The sequence below is a fragment of the Dyadobacter sp. CY345 genome (assembly GCF_021502725.1).
GTDB lineage: Bacteria > Bacteroidota > Bacteroidia > Cytophagales > Spirosomataceae > Dyadobacter.
In genome coordinates, this window is record NZ_JAKFFS010000006.1 from 129543 (window position 1) to 146268 (window position 16726).

At 41.3% G+C, this 16726-nt stretch carries 11 protein-coding genes and 1 riboswitch; of the genes, 1 reads left to right on the forward strand and 10 read right to left on the reverse strand.

Annotated elements, in window-relative coordinates; all coding sequences use genetic code 11:
• Positions 1–46: 46 nt before the first annotated feature.
• The 3 genes from L0657_RS23790 to L0657_RS23800 all read right to left on the reverse strand — a co-directional run bounded on the left by L0657_RS23790 (position 47) and on the right by L0657_RS23800 (position 3497).
• Positions 47–814, reverse strand: coding sequence for an SDR family NAD(P)-dependent oxidoreductase (locus L0657_RS23790; RefSeq protein WP_235153272.1), 768 nt, complete (start codon positions 812–814; stop codon positions 47–49).
• A 128-nt stretch (positions 815–942) separates the two neighbouring features.
• Positions 943–1668, reverse strand: a complete 726-nt coding sequence (locus tag L0657_RS23795; RefSeq protein WP_235153273.1) for a hypothetical protein — start codon at positions 1666–1668, stop codon at positions 943–945.
• 128 nt (positions 1669–1796) lie between these two features.
• Positions 1797–3497: a GH39 family glycosyl hydrolase gene (locus L0657_RS23800; RefSeq protein ID WP_235153274.1), complete on the reverse strand. Its 1701-nt coding sequence runs from the start codon at positions 3495–3497 to the stop codon at positions 1797–1799.
• A gap of 196 nt (positions 3498–3693) precedes the next feature.
• On the opposite strand from L0657_RS23800, the gene L0657_RS23805 reads away from it, so the two are divergent.
• Positions 3694–4116, forward strand: a complete 423-nt coding sequence (locus tag L0657_RS23805; protein ID WP_235153275.1) for a response regulator — start codon at positions 3694–3696, stop codon at positions 4114–4116.
• Positions 4117–4160: 44 nt separating this feature from the next.
• Here L0657_RS23805 and L0657_RS23810 read toward each other — a convergent pair whose 3' ends face one another.
• The 7 genes from L0657_RS23810 to L0657_RS23840 all read right to left on the reverse strand — a co-directional run bounded on the left by L0657_RS23810 (position 4161) and on the right by L0657_RS23840 (position 16605).
• Positions 4161–5624 (reverse strand): ABC transporter permease subunit, encoded by a 1464-nt coding sequence (locus L0657_RS23810; RefSeq protein ID WP_235153276.1) that lies wholly within the window; start codon positions 5622–5624, stop codon positions 4161–4163.
• A gap of 46 nt (positions 5625–5670) precedes the next feature.
• Positions 5671–7068 carry an ABC transporter permease subunit gene (locus tag L0657_RS23815; protein WP_235153277.1) on the reverse strand — a complete coding sequence of 466 codons (1398 nt, stop codon included), beginning with the start codon at positions 7066–7068 and terminating at the stop codon, positions 5671–5673.
• Positions 7069–7776: an ABC transporter ATP-binding protein gene (locus L0657_RS23820; RefSeq protein ID WP_235153278.1), complete on the reverse strand. Its 708-nt coding sequence runs from the start codon at positions 7774–7776 to the stop codon at positions 7069–7071.
• Positions 7777–7812: 36 nt separating this feature from the next.
• Positions 7813–10176, reverse strand: a complete 2364-nt coding sequence (locus L0657_RS23825) for a TonB-dependent receptor domain-containing protein (protein WP_235153279.1) — start codon at positions 10174–10176, stop codon at positions 7813–7815.
• A gap of 180 nt (positions 10177–10356) precedes the next feature.
• Positions 10357–10484, reverse strand: a riboswitch (cobalamin riboswitch).
• A gap of 232 nt (positions 10485–10716) precedes the next feature.
• The gene (locus tag L0657_RS23830) at positions 10717–12246 is read right to left on the reverse strand and encodes a RagB/SusD family nutrient uptake outer membrane protein (RefSeq protein WP_235153280.1); all 1530 of its coding nucleotides are present in this window, start codon (positions 12244–12246) and stop codon (positions 10717–10719) included.
• An 18-nt stretch (positions 12247–12264) separates the two neighbouring features.
• The gene (locus L0657_RS23835) at positions 12265–15528 is read right to left on the reverse strand and encodes a TonB-dependent receptor (protein ID WP_235153281.1); all 3264 of its coding nucleotides are present in this window, start codon (positions 15526–15528) and stop codon (positions 12265–12267) included.
• A 273-nt stretch (positions 15529–15801) separates the two neighbouring features.
• Positions 15802–16605: a methyltransferase, TIGR04325 family gene (locus L0657_RS23840; protein ID WP_235153282.1), complete on the reverse strand. Its 804-nt coding sequence runs from the start codon at positions 16603–16605 to the stop codon at positions 15802–15804.
• Between the last annotated feature and the right edge of the window lie 121 nt (positions 16606–16726).

Here is a 16726-nt window from a genome sequence, read left to right on the forward strand (position 1 = left end):
GTAATTTTAAGATTCACCAGCACAAATTTACCAAAATAGGCCTGGCTTAAATATAAATTCCACCACCTATTTCAATGCGCTGTGCATTGACAAAACGACTGTCATCGGAAAGCATTGCCGCGACGAACAAACCGATATCATCAGCCTCACCAAGTCGGCCCAGTGCTGTCGCTCCGGCAACTTGCTGACGGTGACTTTCATCGCCTTTCCCTCCGCCAAATTCGGTATCAATGGCTCCCGGCGCGACAGTGTTTACACGGATTTTTCTATCCGAATATTCCATGGCAAAATACCTGGACAAACCTTCCAGTGCTGCTTTCAGAGCACCATAAACTGCAACGCCTGGAAAAGCGAATCGGGCAAGTCCTGATGAAATATTAATGATCTGTCCACCATCGATAATGTTCGGAATTAATTTTTGCGTAAGAAAAAACACGCCCTTCAAATTAACATTGACCAGCTCGTCAAATATCACCTCGGTGGTATCTTTAATCAAAGTTCTTTGCGCAATCCCGGCGTTATTGACGAGGTAGTCAAAATTTTCTCTGTTCCATTCGTTTTTCAGTGCCTGTAAAACCTGATTACTGAAATTAGCAAATGACGCGACATTGCCTGAATCCAACTTTAAAGCAACTGCTTTGCCACCATTTTGGATAATTTCATTAACCACGGACTCTGCCTGTTCAGCATTTGTGTTGTAAGTCAGGATGACGCCAAGCCCACGTTTGGCTGCGTTCAGCGCAATGCTTTTTCCGATACCGCGGCTTCCGCCAGTAACCAGAACGATTTTGGAGTTTTTATTTTCTGTGTTCATAATTTTAATTATTTATGACACAAATTTCAAGCATATACCTTCCAATCATTTAAATATAAAAAGGTAATACTTATACATTTTACGGATCGTCTAAGGCTGACCGTTTCCGCCAGAAATTAATTGTTCGGTTATGGCATCGGTTTTCTTGAAACGTAAACAATTGCAGGCATTTCCGGCGTACAGCAATAGAAGGTGTTTGATTCGGGCTGATAAGTGCTGCCCGAAGAAGCAACATACAAGCGATTTTTTGAATCCAGATATAAATTGGTCAGACTTTTCTTGAAGGGAAATCTAAGTAAGCTTTCCTTGCGGGAATCTTTTTGTGATATCTCGGAAGGGTTTATGAAAGCACTCGTCGCATCTATCGGCGTAGTATTTGACTTGATGGAATAAGTAGTTCCGGAACTGGATGTTACAGTACCAATCGGTAATATGTCATCTAAATATTCTTTGTAGTGCTGACGATAATACAACCAGGATTTCCCATAATCCGGACTGAAATAGATTGCATCCGAAGCGCCCAACAATGTACCATTTGGCGCCCATGATCGTGCATGCATGGCAAAGATTGTATCATTTCGGATTAAAAGTCCCGGTATAGGACCATCAAAATTTTTAGATTCCAGCCAGGTTTTCCCCTGATCGGTTGTATAAAATGCCTTGGTCCAGGTGGTTACCAGCAATGTTTTGTCCAGATCACCGGCAATTGCGTAAGCTTCTCTCCCAGTTGGGATTTTTAATTCAATCCAATCTGGGTCTTCCAATTCAGTTACTGATGGTTCAGGTTCCTGGGTCTTTTCTTTGCAAGACCAAAACAAAACCAGGAAAGAGGTGATTAGTAATAAATTCCTCATTTGCTAATAGTTACTGTAAAAGTTATATTTTCCGATAAATCAAATGTAACCAATTTTAAACTACTTAGAATTCAACCAATATTATTAATTATTAATTTACAAGTACCATATATTCCGAGCTTTCTGGCTCACCATTTAAAGTGAAGAAGGGAAACAGCCTGACGCGGAAGCTGCATTTCGACTGTCGCGCTGCCGTCCTTTGGCGTAATCCATTCAGGCGAGGTAAGCAGTTCCAGTTGACCGGCTTTTTCAAGCAACCTGATCTGTTCTGCCGAAGGTTGTTTAGGCGACCCCATACTTTTCCAGGCTTCATACGAATTGCTGTTTTCTTTGTCTATCCGGTAATGATATAACATCACTCTTTGAGCCGGCAATCCCTTCACCGAAACTTTGACCGGTGCGTCAGAAGAAGCAACGTTGTCGTCGTGATAATTCCAAACCATCACAGCAGCCGTATTCGCACTTTTAGAAGCTAGGCCATTGATATCAGCCTCTCCACGTACACTCTCATCCCTCACTTTTTTAAAATCGTAAGCCAGATTTTGCTTCACTTCAACCCGGTTTCCTTCCATCATACCAAACATCCTGAAAACGTTCAGAACCGGTTTGTCAACACCATTCGTAGCCAGATCACGGAAACCACGGAACCAGGCCTGATCTTCAAACTCGAAAGACCAACTAACTGCACCCAACAAATTAACCCCGCGGGCCTCAGATAACTCATATTTTCTGGCAAAAGAAGCAGCCGTGTAACTGGAATACATGGTTCCATTCCGGTAAGCATTTTGCGGGCTGACATCTTCCGAACAGGCAGCACAGCCTTCCGGATCGGATTCGCCAATGATCATTGGCAATTTTTTCAAAGTCGGATACGAAGCAACAATTTCAAAACCTTTGTCCAGATCGCGAAGCTGTGTACCCATATTCATTTGCACATGTCCATCCACAATTTTCGGAGCACCTTTCGCGTGATACGTAATAAAATCAATTGGCGAACCTGTCTTGCCAGTTACATAATTTTTTCCCTTGGTGATATGCTCCAGAAATGTTTTCATAAATACTTCTGACTTATCCCATGACGGCCCCGTCACCTCCGGACCGCCCATTTTTGCTGATGGAAGCGCGCGTTTCACAGCATCGGCTGTGTAATCGTAAAGTTTGATATACTCCTCCGTTGTACCTTTCCAATAACTGATATTAGGTTCATTCCACAATTCCCAATACCAACTTTCTACCTCTTTCTGACCGTATTTTTCGACCGAATGTTTAACCCATTGATATACCAATTCAGCCCATTTTTCATAATCTTTCGGGGGATAGGCCCAGCCAAGATAAATATCATTGTAATCATCACCCGGTTTCCAGTGGTGGCGGTATGGATCAGGTTTACTGGAAAGGGCTTGGGGCATAAACCCAATCTGGGCGATAGGTTTCATTCCTCTTTCCAGAAATGTATCAAATATTTTATCAACGATTGTCCAATTGTAAACAGGTTTCCCTTGCGCGTCCTCCGTATATGCGTTGGTTGAACCCCACTTCAACGCCGCCTCGCCATCACCGGTTACCAAAAGACTATGCACACGCACATAAACCGGCACTTTACTTAACTGCGAGATTTCTGTCAGCAACTTCTTACCGTCTTTCATATAGGTATAATTCGGCTCGTCGTACCCAAAAAATGCCCAGATTGGTTTCAACGGCGCCTTTACTGTACTTAGATTTACCTCAATATGAACAGGTTGCTGCTGTGTCTGAGCAAAACCGGCAGTAGATAATGCTGCACATATTGCGACATTAATGAGAAGATTGTTCGTTTTATTTAAAAACATGCGATGAGATTTAGGCATATAACTGCATAAGGGAATTCATCCATTGTAAGGCGAACGTGGGCGGGATATACTTGAATGGTTTGTTCAAAAAGAATATATGCCAAAAAAAGTAGGGCTGATTAAAAAGTGATTGGTCAATTTTATAGAATTATCTCAATAAAACTCTATCTTTCAGGGCAGAAATTTGCTCGACAATATGAACAAGAACGGTGATATTATTTTAATTGAAGACGATGAAGATGATCAATATCTTCTGGAACAAGCATTTGAATCGCTTGGTTATCCGAACAAAAGAAGATATTTTTTAAATGGTTTAGATGCTCTTGATTACCTGCACAGCACAAAAGATCTTCCATTTTTGATTTTGTCTGATATTAATATGCCGATATTGAATGGATTTGAGTTAAGAAATAAATTACATGTCGATGCTGAACTTAGCTTGAAATGTATTCCTTATCTGTTTTTCTCTACGGCAATAAGCCAGCAAATTGTTATAGAGGCATACAGCACATCGGCACAAGGTTTTTTTGTAAAACAGACTTCCTACGAAGAACTGGTAGAAACCCTGAGAGTCATTGTGGATTACTGGAAAAAATGCGCCGCACCTAATAACTTTTGAATTCAAGTTTAAAACGCCTGAATTTCTAAGAATCTCTTGCGCTCCTATTTCGTCGAATCTAACATTCTCCGGTATCCTGCAAAAACGACAATAGCAATAATTCCCAAATAAGTAAAAAACGTCTGCCTCAGATTGGTCCACGAAAAATCTCTGTAATCTTTGCTTTTGAACTGTGGAATGGCGTCAGCATCGTCAAGACTAAAAGTTCTGCAAGTATTTTCATGCGCCATTTTTGGATAATAAAACTGCTGTGTTTCTTTCCGGAACTTATCCACATCCAAACTAAACTGATTAAACTGATGCCAGTGCGTTCCCGTCAAGGCTGACAATTCTTCCTGCATCATCAAAGCCGGACTCAGCAGCTGAAAACGGCTTATGGCATCCTGCTGTTTTTGGATTTGGGTATATAGTTTCCCCTCCGCCACGGCAGTAGCCGCATCTTTTATTTCCTGACTTTTATAGACAATCACTCCATAACCATATACCATTTCCGGAGTAACAATTGATGCCTGCCTGATCATGGCCCGCGGACTGCTGAATACATCTTTGGTGAGTTCCTGCCCATCTTTTTCGAAATATTTATTGATCGCATTCCGCTCTTCGGTGAGCATATCGATCCGGCTTGGAATCGGATATGTCTTACTGAGTCCAACCTGTAAAAGATTGGGTACGATGATCCCGGTAAAAAGCCAGATGAAAATAAGTACCATTGCATTGACGTTCGAGCTCATTGAAAAGCTGTTGACCAGAAAAGAAATGGCAAACCAGAAAGCAAAATAAAGCGATACGAAAGCCATGAGCCAGGCCCAGTTGGTGGTTATAAGAAAACTGCCACCAATCTGACTAATTAAAAAAGGTGTTACGATCAACCAAAAGAAAACTGTAAAAAGTATATAACGAATGACAATTCGCCATAAAATCATTCTGGCGATTGAGTGATTGCTCGTTTTTAACAAAACCCATGTTCCCTGTTCTTTCTCTGAGGACAGGACGTTGTAACTAAAAACAATAATTAAAAGCGGAAACAGATAGATGACTACAAACGCAAAATCAAAATTGCCAATGAATTGCAAAAAGCTGTTTTCGATCTCTGATTCATAGGTCAGATATTGTTTTTTGTTGATATACACTTTGTAATAAAACGGCTGCACATCACTTTGCCCGACATTCAACGCCTGCAAAGCAAACGGTTTTTTGACCGCATATTTAGGTCCTTCGTTTCTTGCAGTATTGTAGGCAAAAGTCGGATCATCCCAGATAAATCCGGGGTATACCATCTGGTTTGCTTCAATGCGTTTAATTCTGGTTTTTAAGCTGTCGGTCATCGCAGTTTCTGTCTGCGTGATTTTTCCAATAGTTTCCTGTTGTTTTTGCAACATACTGCTCCCGATCCACAGGGAAGAAATCAGGATGAGGATGATCAGCGAAAAGAGCGAAACCAGAACCTTGTTTCGGGAAAGTATCTTGATCTCGTGATTGAATAATATATTGAAAACGGACAATTTCATGAGGGTAACATTAAAATCTGATAATCATGGGAAATTCCCTTTGATCTTAAACAGTCATTTTTCGGCTGCTGAAAACCATTAGCCCAATTGAGAAAAGCATCCATCCGGTCAGAATTAAAATAGAGTGCGTGGCATTTCCCAGTCGCCAGCCGATACCAGGAGCCTGATAAGAAAATTGCGGTACGGTTTTCCAGAAATCATTTCCGGCAACGGTATTTTTCTGATAAAAATCATCTACGATCTCACCGATTTTCCGCCGGTGATTTTCAGCTTTTCTGGTAAAGTCGTTGTGCGTGCTCATGTCTGTGGCGGTGATGCGCATCGAAAAATCACGGAATGCCAGAAACGGAGACAACCATGCGCTGGCCAGTACAAAATGATCCTGCAAACTTTCATTTTCATCCACAGCCTGATATGCCCTGTCCATGACCACACCGTCGGATTCTTCAAAAAATTCAATTGTGATCGGAATAAAATAAACCGGCAGATCTTCGATTTTTTTGACATTATACTTTGCCATTGTTTCTTTTAACAACTTTTCACGTCGGATATCCTTATGCCCTTCATTTCCTACACCATACTGTTTTTCGTCAAAAGTCTTATTCTCAAATTCCAGAGAGGTGATTGACGGATATACATTTTTTGAAACTTCCCCAGCCAACCGAGGCAGCAGGAAAACGCCAACAAGCCAAAATCCGGAAAGCAGAATCAGCGATAAGGTCGAACTTTTAGTAAGCAGCGAAACGCTGGTACCAATAGCCGTGATCATGATAGAAAATAATGTCAGGCCAAGAATATAAAATCCGCAGGCTGGCAAAAGTCTTGCAAAACTGCCCTGGTCATTCTCTTTCCAAAGTAATACCATAAATGCCAGTGCAATAACAACAATCATTGAAAGCACCAGCAATAAACAGGCAAAAAGTTTTCCGGCAAAAATCTGGTGCGTGGTAGCTTTTGAGCTTAATAAAAGTTTGATGGTGCCGTTTTCCCACTCTTTGGAAAAGATGTTATGCGTAATCAGAAAGATGAAAAGCGGCAGAATGAATTGCGCCAGATATCCAATATTTAAAAAACCAAAACTTCGCAGTCCGGTGGCATCGCTGATCTCCTTAAATTTAACAACGCCCCTTTTATGCGGTTCAAGGTAAAACGAATTACCAGTATAATCTTCAATCCCGTTATCAACCATCGCCATATCGGCGGTAGGTTTGTAGGCATAAAAACCAAAATGAGCACCCAGATGAGGGTTCTTATCACCCTGAGAAATGAACTGTTTGTAGGTCACCTCCTGCGATTCGCGAAGCAAACTGCTGTGACTGACATAATAAGCGTAACCGTTATAAAGTGCCAGAAACATCAGTGACAGTATCGCGCCAAGCATCCAGATAACCTTCGAAGTACGGAAGAGCTCTTTTAATTCCTTTTCAATAAGTAATCGGATCATCTAGACGTTCTGTTTAACAATATCAATATACAAGCGCGTCAGGTCGGTATGAGAAACCTCCTGCGAAAGTAAATCATGTTTTAAAGATCCCTGATGCATAATCCCGATCCTGTTTCCAAGATTTTTTGCCATCAACAGATCGTGCGTCGCCATCAAAGTACTCACCCCCTGTTCACTTAGGTGGGTAATAATCTGTGAAAATTCATTGCTGGCATGCGGATCAAGACCCGAAGTTGGCTCGTCCAGGAACAGGGCTTTCGCTTTTTTAACAAGCGCAACAGCGATACCAACTTTCTGCCTCATGCCTTTTGAATAAGACGAAACACGCTTATCAATCGCAGAACGCTGCAAGCCGGCAGTTTCCATAAACTGGATGAGTTCGGTTTTGGAATAATTATAGCCGGACAGCCCACTGAAAAATTCGAGGTTTTCCATGCCTGTAAGCGTGCCATAAAGATTTACAACTTCCGGAATATAAGCAACCAGATCGCGCGTTGCGTGGTTGTTGACAGTAACCTCATTTCCGTCAATCAGTGCGCGGCCGCTGCTTGCAGGGATGAAACCCAGAAATATGTTAATGGTCGTTGATTTGCCCGCGCCGTTTGAACCCAGCAGACAGTAGATATCACCTTTTTTAATTTCAAGATTCAAATTATCCAGTGCCGTGTGTGTACCAAATTGTTTGGTTAAATTCTCAGCTTTAAGCATATTAAACAGGAGTTTTAAATATTTTTTAATCAGCTATCAAAACGTATAGCTAAAACTCAGTCGGCCATTGATGGAAGCCTGCGGAACCCAGTAATAAAGTCCGCTCCGATACCAGGGCGTTGCAATAAGATGTTTATTAAGTAAATTGTTGACAATCAGATTGACTTTAAACTTTTTAATCTGGTAACCCACACCTCCGTCCATACGGAAGAAGTCAGGAATTTCTTTGGGAGCAGCCGTTACATACCGCTCGCCGCGGCCTGCCTGATACTGATAACCCAATGAAACAGAGAATCCATTGAGCATTTTGGAAGGTAACTCATAATTGATCCAGGTATTCTGAACATGTTTTACATACATGGGCGTGCGCATACCAATCAGCGCTGTATTCACATCATGTTCGACTTTTGAATCATTGTAAGCATAATTAATTACAATATTCAGCCCGTTGACAATTTCTCCTTTGATGTCAAGATCAATTCCTTTTGAGCTTGTTTCTCCCACCTGAATGCGGTACAAAATATTGTCAGGATCTGTGGAGACAATGTTGGCTCTTTTAATTTTGTATAGTGCCAGCGTCGTATTCCAACGGCTGTCAAACCAGTTCTTTTTTATTCCGATCTCATGATTTACTCCGGTTAAAGGCTTGATAACATCGCCACTTACCGTCGCTCCGGTCTGCGGAACAATCGTTCTGTCGTAAAGTAAATAAAATGATAGATTTGGCGTCAGACTATAACTCAAACCCAGCCGAGGCGTAACTTTCTGATCCTCTGACTTTGTTTCCACTTTTGACACAATGTTATTTGTTTTAACAGCGGTAAATCTTCCACCCAGCGTCAGTCTCAGCTTGTTGTTAAAAAATGCCAGTTCGTCAATGGCGTAAATGGAATAATAGTTGATTTTCTGATTGGTATTCCCGTTATGGATTCCTCCGGGCGTGTGGTAATCCGGAATCTGCGCGCCGAGCCCGGGATTTAAAATATCGAGCGGATAATAAGTAAGCGTCGAAACTCCCGCATCATTGGTTTGGGTATCATAGGAAACGTAACTATCCGCAATAAATTTTTTCTGATTTACATCGACACCACCTAATATCTGGTGATCAATACTGCCCGTTTTAATCTTTCCGTTAACAAAGACCTGCTGCGAAAAAACAGTAGCGCGATTCAGGTCATATTTGGGATTGCGCAGCAAAATATTTGGATTAGCGGTGTTGACGCCGGTCACCCACATGTAAATTCCCTCCAACTGATTACGCATGAAAGAACCACGCGCCGTTGCACTCCAATTTTTATTGAAACTGTGGGTAAAAGTCAAAAAACCGGTATGGTCGGATACCTTGTAAGGATCGAGGCTTTTTTCATTGATCGTAAAATCGTTCGGTAAACTTCCAAAACTATCAGGTGCCATCACGATCGGGCTCATCATCGCATAGCTAAATTTTTGAAACATGTATTCAATTGATACCGTTGTTTGATCACTGATCAGATATTTGATCACTGGTGCTACGAGCAAGCGTTTATTGAAATCTGTGTTTACGAACGAATTTGCACGCATGCCCATCACGTTCAGCCGGTATCGAAGCTTCCCCTTTTTATCCAGCAAGCCATCCAGATCAACAGAAGCTCTGTAAAAATCCCAGCTGCCCAGCATCGCGTTGACTGAATAATGTCGGCCGCCAGTTGGTTGTTTGGTCATGACATTGAAAGTTCCGGCGGGATCTCCGATGTTGTTCATAAATCCGGACGGGCCTTTGATAAACTCGACGCGGTCAATAATCGCGGCATCTTCCGGAACCGGGCCTCTATAAATTGGCGTCAGGTCAATACCATTCCGAAGCGTGGAAACCATTCCGCCACGCATAAACATATACGGCCCGAGATTGTTTGAAACTTCCTGTCGGATTACCCCGCTCACATTCCTTGTCACGCCATCGGTCATATTGAAAACTGCCTGGTCATATAGCACTTCACTGCCGATTTCCTGAATATTCTGAGAAAGGTTGATCAACGGACTTTGTAACCTGAGCGCGCTGGAAACCGTATTGAGGTTATACTCTTTATAATATTTGGAAGTAATTTTCACTTCGCCCAGATCCTGCCCGGCAGACTGTGACAGGGAAATTTCAACGAACTGGCTGGCGTCTGAAATGTTTAAAAGCTGCGTTGCATAACCCAGATGACTTACTTTTAGTACATCAACTTTCTTATCTGATTGTATATCAAAAAATCCGTCGGAATCAGTTATGGTTCCTTTGGATTCATTGACACTTACGCTGACTCCTGGTATAGGCTGGCCTCCCGACGTATCCCTGACTTTTCCTTTGACAACAAATTGACCAAAGACCTCGGGGAAAGATAAAATGGTTAGTAAAAAAAGTAAAAGTTTGAATTTCATCTATACACAAATAAATTATTTACAACTTCGATATCGAGTAAGTTCAGATTGGTCATAGTGTATTGCCAAAAACGCGGACACAGGAGAAGAAACAAGGCAGGAAGCAAATAATCTATGAACCAAAAATGCACGTTCAGTACAAATTTGAATGAAGAAATACCAAAACCTGACTAACTCCTGCGCGGAAGTTTCATCATAAAAAGGTATCTGACTTATAACATTTTATATGTTACTTACAGTTGCGCGACAGTCCGTGAATCACACACGGTTCCCCTTATCAACAAAAATCTTAATCAACAGCAATGGCACAAAAACTCCTTGGCGGGCAAAAATAGGCTATTTATTTGAAAAATTCACTAAAATGGAATCACTGTTGCAGAGTTACTTAATCATATTACCTATTTTAACAGAAGATTTTTCGACATTACTCATGACTGAAAACTGGAAGTTTTTGTGGGCAAAATGAACCGGGGATATCATAAAAAACCGGCGGCTTCATAGAAAGTGAAGTCGCCGGTTTTTTTTAAATGATGCTAAAAATTAGTAACCCTCGTTCTGGTACATCTTAACAGGATCAAGTTTATTTTCATCGAACGGAATCGGGTAATACCGATCCTTTTTTGTAAAATTGGTTAATTGCGCTGAGCCAAAATCTGCCTGTTTTTTAGATTTCATAAAAGTTATAAGCTCATCCGTTGTAAAGCTTCTAAGCAAATCGAACCAGCGGTGATGTTCAAACGCAAGCTCAACACGGCGTTCATGCAAAATAGCGAGTTTAAGCGTTGGGTACTTGCTGCTGTAATCCGCATTGGCTTTGCTGGCCGCATACGTAGGCATCTTCGCCCGTTCTCTGACCATATCTAAATACTGAATTGCGGAAGCATCATTTCCAAGATACATATTTACTTCAGCCAACATCAGGATAACATCGGCGTAACGAATCAAAATCCAGTCATTTCCACCATAACCATTCACTCCGGCCGTAGTGCTGGCATCTCTGAATTTAGTAACAAACCAATCTTGAACAGTTGGATCATTACCGAACTTGATCGAAAAATCTTTGCGTAAATCCCCTGTTTCATAATCAAAAACAAGATCATGCGTGACGTTCATTCCGACACCAGTTGAAGGTTTTAACGAGTTGATTGTTTCTCCTTTTGCCTGCGTGCTCGCAGCGATCGACGATGCATAATTCAAGTCTCCCTGTTTGTTAACGATCTGAAAAATCAACTCCGGGCAACTTGTTTTCTTACTTACATCGAAAACGTCGGAGTAAGGAATATCTTTCAAAGAACCAAATGACTTCATCGCATACGCTGCCTCCAGATACGTTTTGGCACTTGCCAGATTTGCCGCTTTTGCTGATGCATCAAGTGTTGTCGCCATGGTCAGATAAACCTGTCCAAGAAGTGCATTTCCCGCAGCTTTTGACACTTTACCGGAATTTGCTCCCGATTGTAAATTTTCCAAAGGAGAACCCACAACATCTTTTAAATCGGCTACAATCTGTTCATATACCAGCTCCTTTTTTACACGGACTGTATTTTCAGAAATTTCATCTTTTGAAATTAATTGCTTCGTTACCAAAGGCACATCGCCCCATTTCCGTACCAGTTGAAAATAGATAAATGCGCGAACAAACTTGGCTTCTGCAATAAATTTAGCTTTCGTGTTTGGATCCGAAAAAGTCACTTTATCGATATTTGACAACACAACATTACAGCGCGTGATGCTTTGATAAAGGGAAACCCAGTGGTTTTTCAGCCAGGTATTACTTGCAAGAATTGCAAAATTATTAAACTGAAAAGGCTCTCCGGAGTTAGACTGGTTGTCGTTTGTTCCCGTGTCGTCTGAACGCTCATCAGTATACAATCCGCTGCTTTCTCCCACAGAATCAGAGCTTCGAAGAGATTGGTAAACTCCGTTGATCGCCAGCTGGACATCATTTTCGGTTTTAAAATAATTATCAACCGTTACAGCATTCGGGTCTGTCTGATCGAGAAGATCGGTACAGGAATTGGATATAATCAGCAGGCCGAGCGCCACTGACAAAATATATTTCTTTTTCATTTTTATGTCTGTATCTAATTAAAATATAAGTTTTACGCCCAGATTGTAACCTCTTGCCAGTGGATAAACTCCGTAATCAACACCGGGAGTCAGGTTCGAACCGTTGTTATAATCCACCTCAGGATTGTAACCCTTATATTTTGATAATGTAAACGGGTTACTTACGCTTGCAAAAATTCTTGCGTTGGTAATTCCCAACTTTCCGTTCCATACGTCAGGTATCGAGTAACCCATTGCGATGTTGGTGCAACGGAAATATGTCCCATCCTGAATGTAAAATGTAGAAAGCCGGGTACTGTTACTTTGTGTTGCTCCGCGCGACGACCTGTAGACCTGACCATTACCAGGGCTCGACTCAGATCTATACCGCTGATCTACAACAGCATACTGATTTCCTGAACCTTCAAGATTGAACAAATAATAATCCTGACCATCCAGAACCTGATTTTTGTAAGACCCGTTAAAAGCTGCGTTAAAATCAAAGTTTTTGTAGCTACCGTTAAGACCTAACCCGTAAGTAAATTTAGGATACGGATTACCGATCACTTCCTTGTCCAGATCGTTTACGACACCATCTTTATTCACGTCTTCAAAGTAAAGATCACCAAGGCGCATTTTCTGACTTGTCGCGGTTGAAGGTGCAACTTCTCCAATATTTTCAGGCGTTACGATGCCCAAAACTTTGAAACCGTAAAACATACCAACCGCGGAGCCTTCCTGAGTAATGTGCGTCTTGTATGAACGTTCTGCTCCATTGGTCAGGATCGTTCCCGCCCCACCCATATCAAGTACCTTATTGCGGTTGAGCGAAAAATTCCCTGTCAGGTTCAGCTTAAAATCTGAGGTCGAAATGATCCGGCCATCAGCCTGAAAATCAAATCCTTTATTCTGTATTTTAGAATCTTTTAAGTTGGTGAGAATAAACGACGTCCCCGAAACAGCTGAGATGGACTGACTGAAAAGCAAATTATAGGAATTACTTACATAGTAATTAGCCATCAATAAAAGCTTGCCTTTCAACAAACTTAAATCGGTTCCAAAGTTAAACTGCGAGGTGGTTTCCCATCCCAGATTCGGATCGCGCACGCCGCCAGCCCACATAGCCGAAGCAACTGAATTACTGCCATAAACAATTCCACCCGGAGCCGCCATCACCTGCTGTGCATTATAATTTCCAATGTTATTATTTCCGCTCAATCCCCAGCTGGCGCGAAGTTTGACTGTGGATTCATTTCCTAAAAAGTTGTTATAAAAAGCCTCGTCAGACAAATTCCAACCTGCTGAAACCGATGGAAAATATCCAAAACGGTTGTTTGCACCAAAACGGGAAGATCCGTCGGCGCGGAAAGAAGCCGTCAAAAAATAACGATTGTCGTAGTTATAAGTCGCCCTGGCCAGATATGACAACAGGGTATTCACACTTTTCTTTGCTTTGTCAAGTTTGAAAAAAGTAGCATCAGCACCTTTCGCAGAGATTTCCTGAATACGATCGTTTGTAAATCCCTGAGCAGAAACATTAAGAGAATCGCTGCTGGTTTTCTGAACTGTATAACCTGCAAGAAGATCCGTGTTATGCTTGCCCCATTTTTTGTTATAATTAAAAGTAAATTCAGCAAGCTGATCAATCTGCGTTAGATCCTGCGCTTTGGCTTTTGCAGCTGTCTGCGCCTGAGTAGAATACGGAGCGAAATTGCCACTGCTCAGACTGGTCGGCAGATAATAATTATATTTTTCGTTATATGTCAGCATACCCAGATTCACTTTAAAAGCGAGATCTTTCAGAACCTGGTATGTGGCATTTACGTTATAACTGCTTCTCAAACCCTTCCTTGTTATATTCGTTTCTTCGGCCATCGCTACCGGGTTTTCAGGATTTTGAATACCAAAATTTCCTGCCGACAGAGCTCCCATTCCGAATTTAGCTACGCTGCCATCAGCGTTATAGGCAGGCAAAAAAGGTGCGTAAATAAGTGCCGCCATCACCGGGCTGTGATCAAACCGGCCTTCTTCCATTTCCTGATTTTCATTTTGGGTAAATGAAAAGTTACCTCCAACTTTCAGTTTTTCATTCACTTTTCCATCCAGATTGGCGCGCAGATTGATTCTTTTCTGTCCCGTGCCTACAACAATTCCATCCTGGTTTTGATAACCTCCGCTCATGTAGTACCGAAGATTTTCATTGCCTCCTGAAAATGAAACATTATGTCTCTGAAATACTCCGTTGCGATAAAGTTCATCCTGCCAATCTGTATCAACCGTTGGAGTGATCATCTGCTGGGATGCAAAATCATAAATACTCGTAGGAATAGTTATACTGCCACCGTTCCCAACACGCTTGACACGTATAGCGTTATCGTCAGATTTCATCGCATCATTCCAGGTAGCACCAGAATTTTCTACAAAATCGCGGTAGGAATTATTTCTTCCGTCAATGACCAGCTGAGCGAATTGCGCTGAATTTAATAGTTTAACTTTCTTGCTAACCTGATTAAATCCCGTTTGAAAATCATATTCTAATTTTCCTTTTCCTTCTTTGCCACGTTTCGTTGTGATCAAAACTACGCCGCCAGAAGCGCGCGAACCGTAGATTGCTGCCGATGCCGCATCTTTAAGAATATCTATTGTTTCAATATCCTCAGGGTTGATGAATACGTCATTTCCTGCCGGATATCCATCAATTACATACAATGGATCTGAACTTGCATTCACAGAACCAATTCCTCTGACACGGATTTTAGTGCTGGCATAAGGCGCGCCGCTAACCTGGGAAACCTGAACACCTGCCACTTTTCCAACCAGCGCCTGACCTACCGTAGGAGCTGACAAATTGAGTTCTTTCGCTTTTACACTTGATACCGCGCCAGTCAAATCACCCTTTCGCATGGTCTGATATCCAACCGCCACAAACTCGTTGAGCATTTGGGCGTCCTGTTTCATTTGAATTGTCAGCGGCGACGTACCACTTACCACAATCTCCTGAGCGACAAAACCCACGAACGAAAACACCAAAGTTGCTCCCTGGTTGGTTTCGATAGAAAAACTACCATCCACGCCGGTAACGGTTCCTTTGTTACTACCTTTTTCTAAAACGGTAACACCTAAAAGCGGCTCACCAACATCATCCAGAACTTTCCCTGTGACAATAATTTTCGGTGCAGTTGCAGATCCTGTTTTTTTCAGGAAATGATTACCGATAACATTTGCCTTCGCAAAATGCCCCGGCCCGAAAACCATCATACCTGCCATTAAAATGGGAATGACTGGTAGAATTACTTTTTTCATAATACAACTTAAAATTAAACAAAATCAAGATATTCCGTTTTTGAATCGTTTATATCTCGGATCGTGTGGAGTGGAAAATTAGGCTCAAAAGTATCTAATCACTATTACCCCAGTAAAACCCGCCTGTTATGAAAATGTAAAAATTTAAAGATGTGATTTTGAAATATATTATTGAAGTATGGCTCTCAAATCAGAATACTATGATCTCAAAAATGCCAAAATCCTGCAAAGTGAAGTTGCAGGATTTTGGCATTTCGGGAATTGATCAGACGATCAATTGCTATGAGCTTCAAGTTTGACCAGAAAAAAACCTTTATCATAGCCGGCTTTTACACTATCGATTTCGATATCCTGCTCGCCGGGAACATAGGATTCGAATTCCGCTTTTAATTCGTAATCACCAAAATGTTCAAGCAATTTCCTTTCGTTGAAAAACCACGCGGGATACTCAGCTTTATAAGTATCTGGCGGAACGATTTGGAGTGTTAACCGGTCTGGCTGGTCATTTTTGATGAAAGATGTCCGATCAAAAAGAATGTATTTAAAATTGTAAGCTTTGATTTCATTAAGAAAATCGTGCGGCTTTTCCAGATATTGAACAACACTGGAAAGCAATAAAACGTCAGCCTTTTTGGCAGACATACTTTCAGCGATATCAAAATGAAATTTTAACACATCGTCCTGAAATAGTTTCTGGCCGCACTTAACATATTCCTTCTGCTCAACAACACTCCAGTGAATTTTTACCGATGATGGAATAAGATCTTTAACCTGATAATACGTACTTCCCAATGAGCCTCCAAAATCGATAATATTTAAATTCCCTTCACATTCAATGGCAGCGAACAACAATGTTGAAATGATAGAGTATGGATAGAGTTTCTTGTCAAATAGCACGGAATCACGCTCATATACAGCCTGGCCATTTTTAATTTTCAACAGCGAATCTTTGGTAATTTCCAGAATATTATCAGATTCATATCCACCCGAACGGGCAACAAGTTCTTCCCAGCTCTTGTAATTTCCGAACCAGCCATATTTTATTTTTTCCTTTTTTTTCAGCTTAAATAATGACATATTTCTACATTAAATATAGCGCAATTTAGGATTTTATTGATGCAATAATATACTCTTGAGGTTACAAAAATGCCTGGGTAAAATTAAATTTTTGATTTGGTAAAATTTAAATAACTCCATA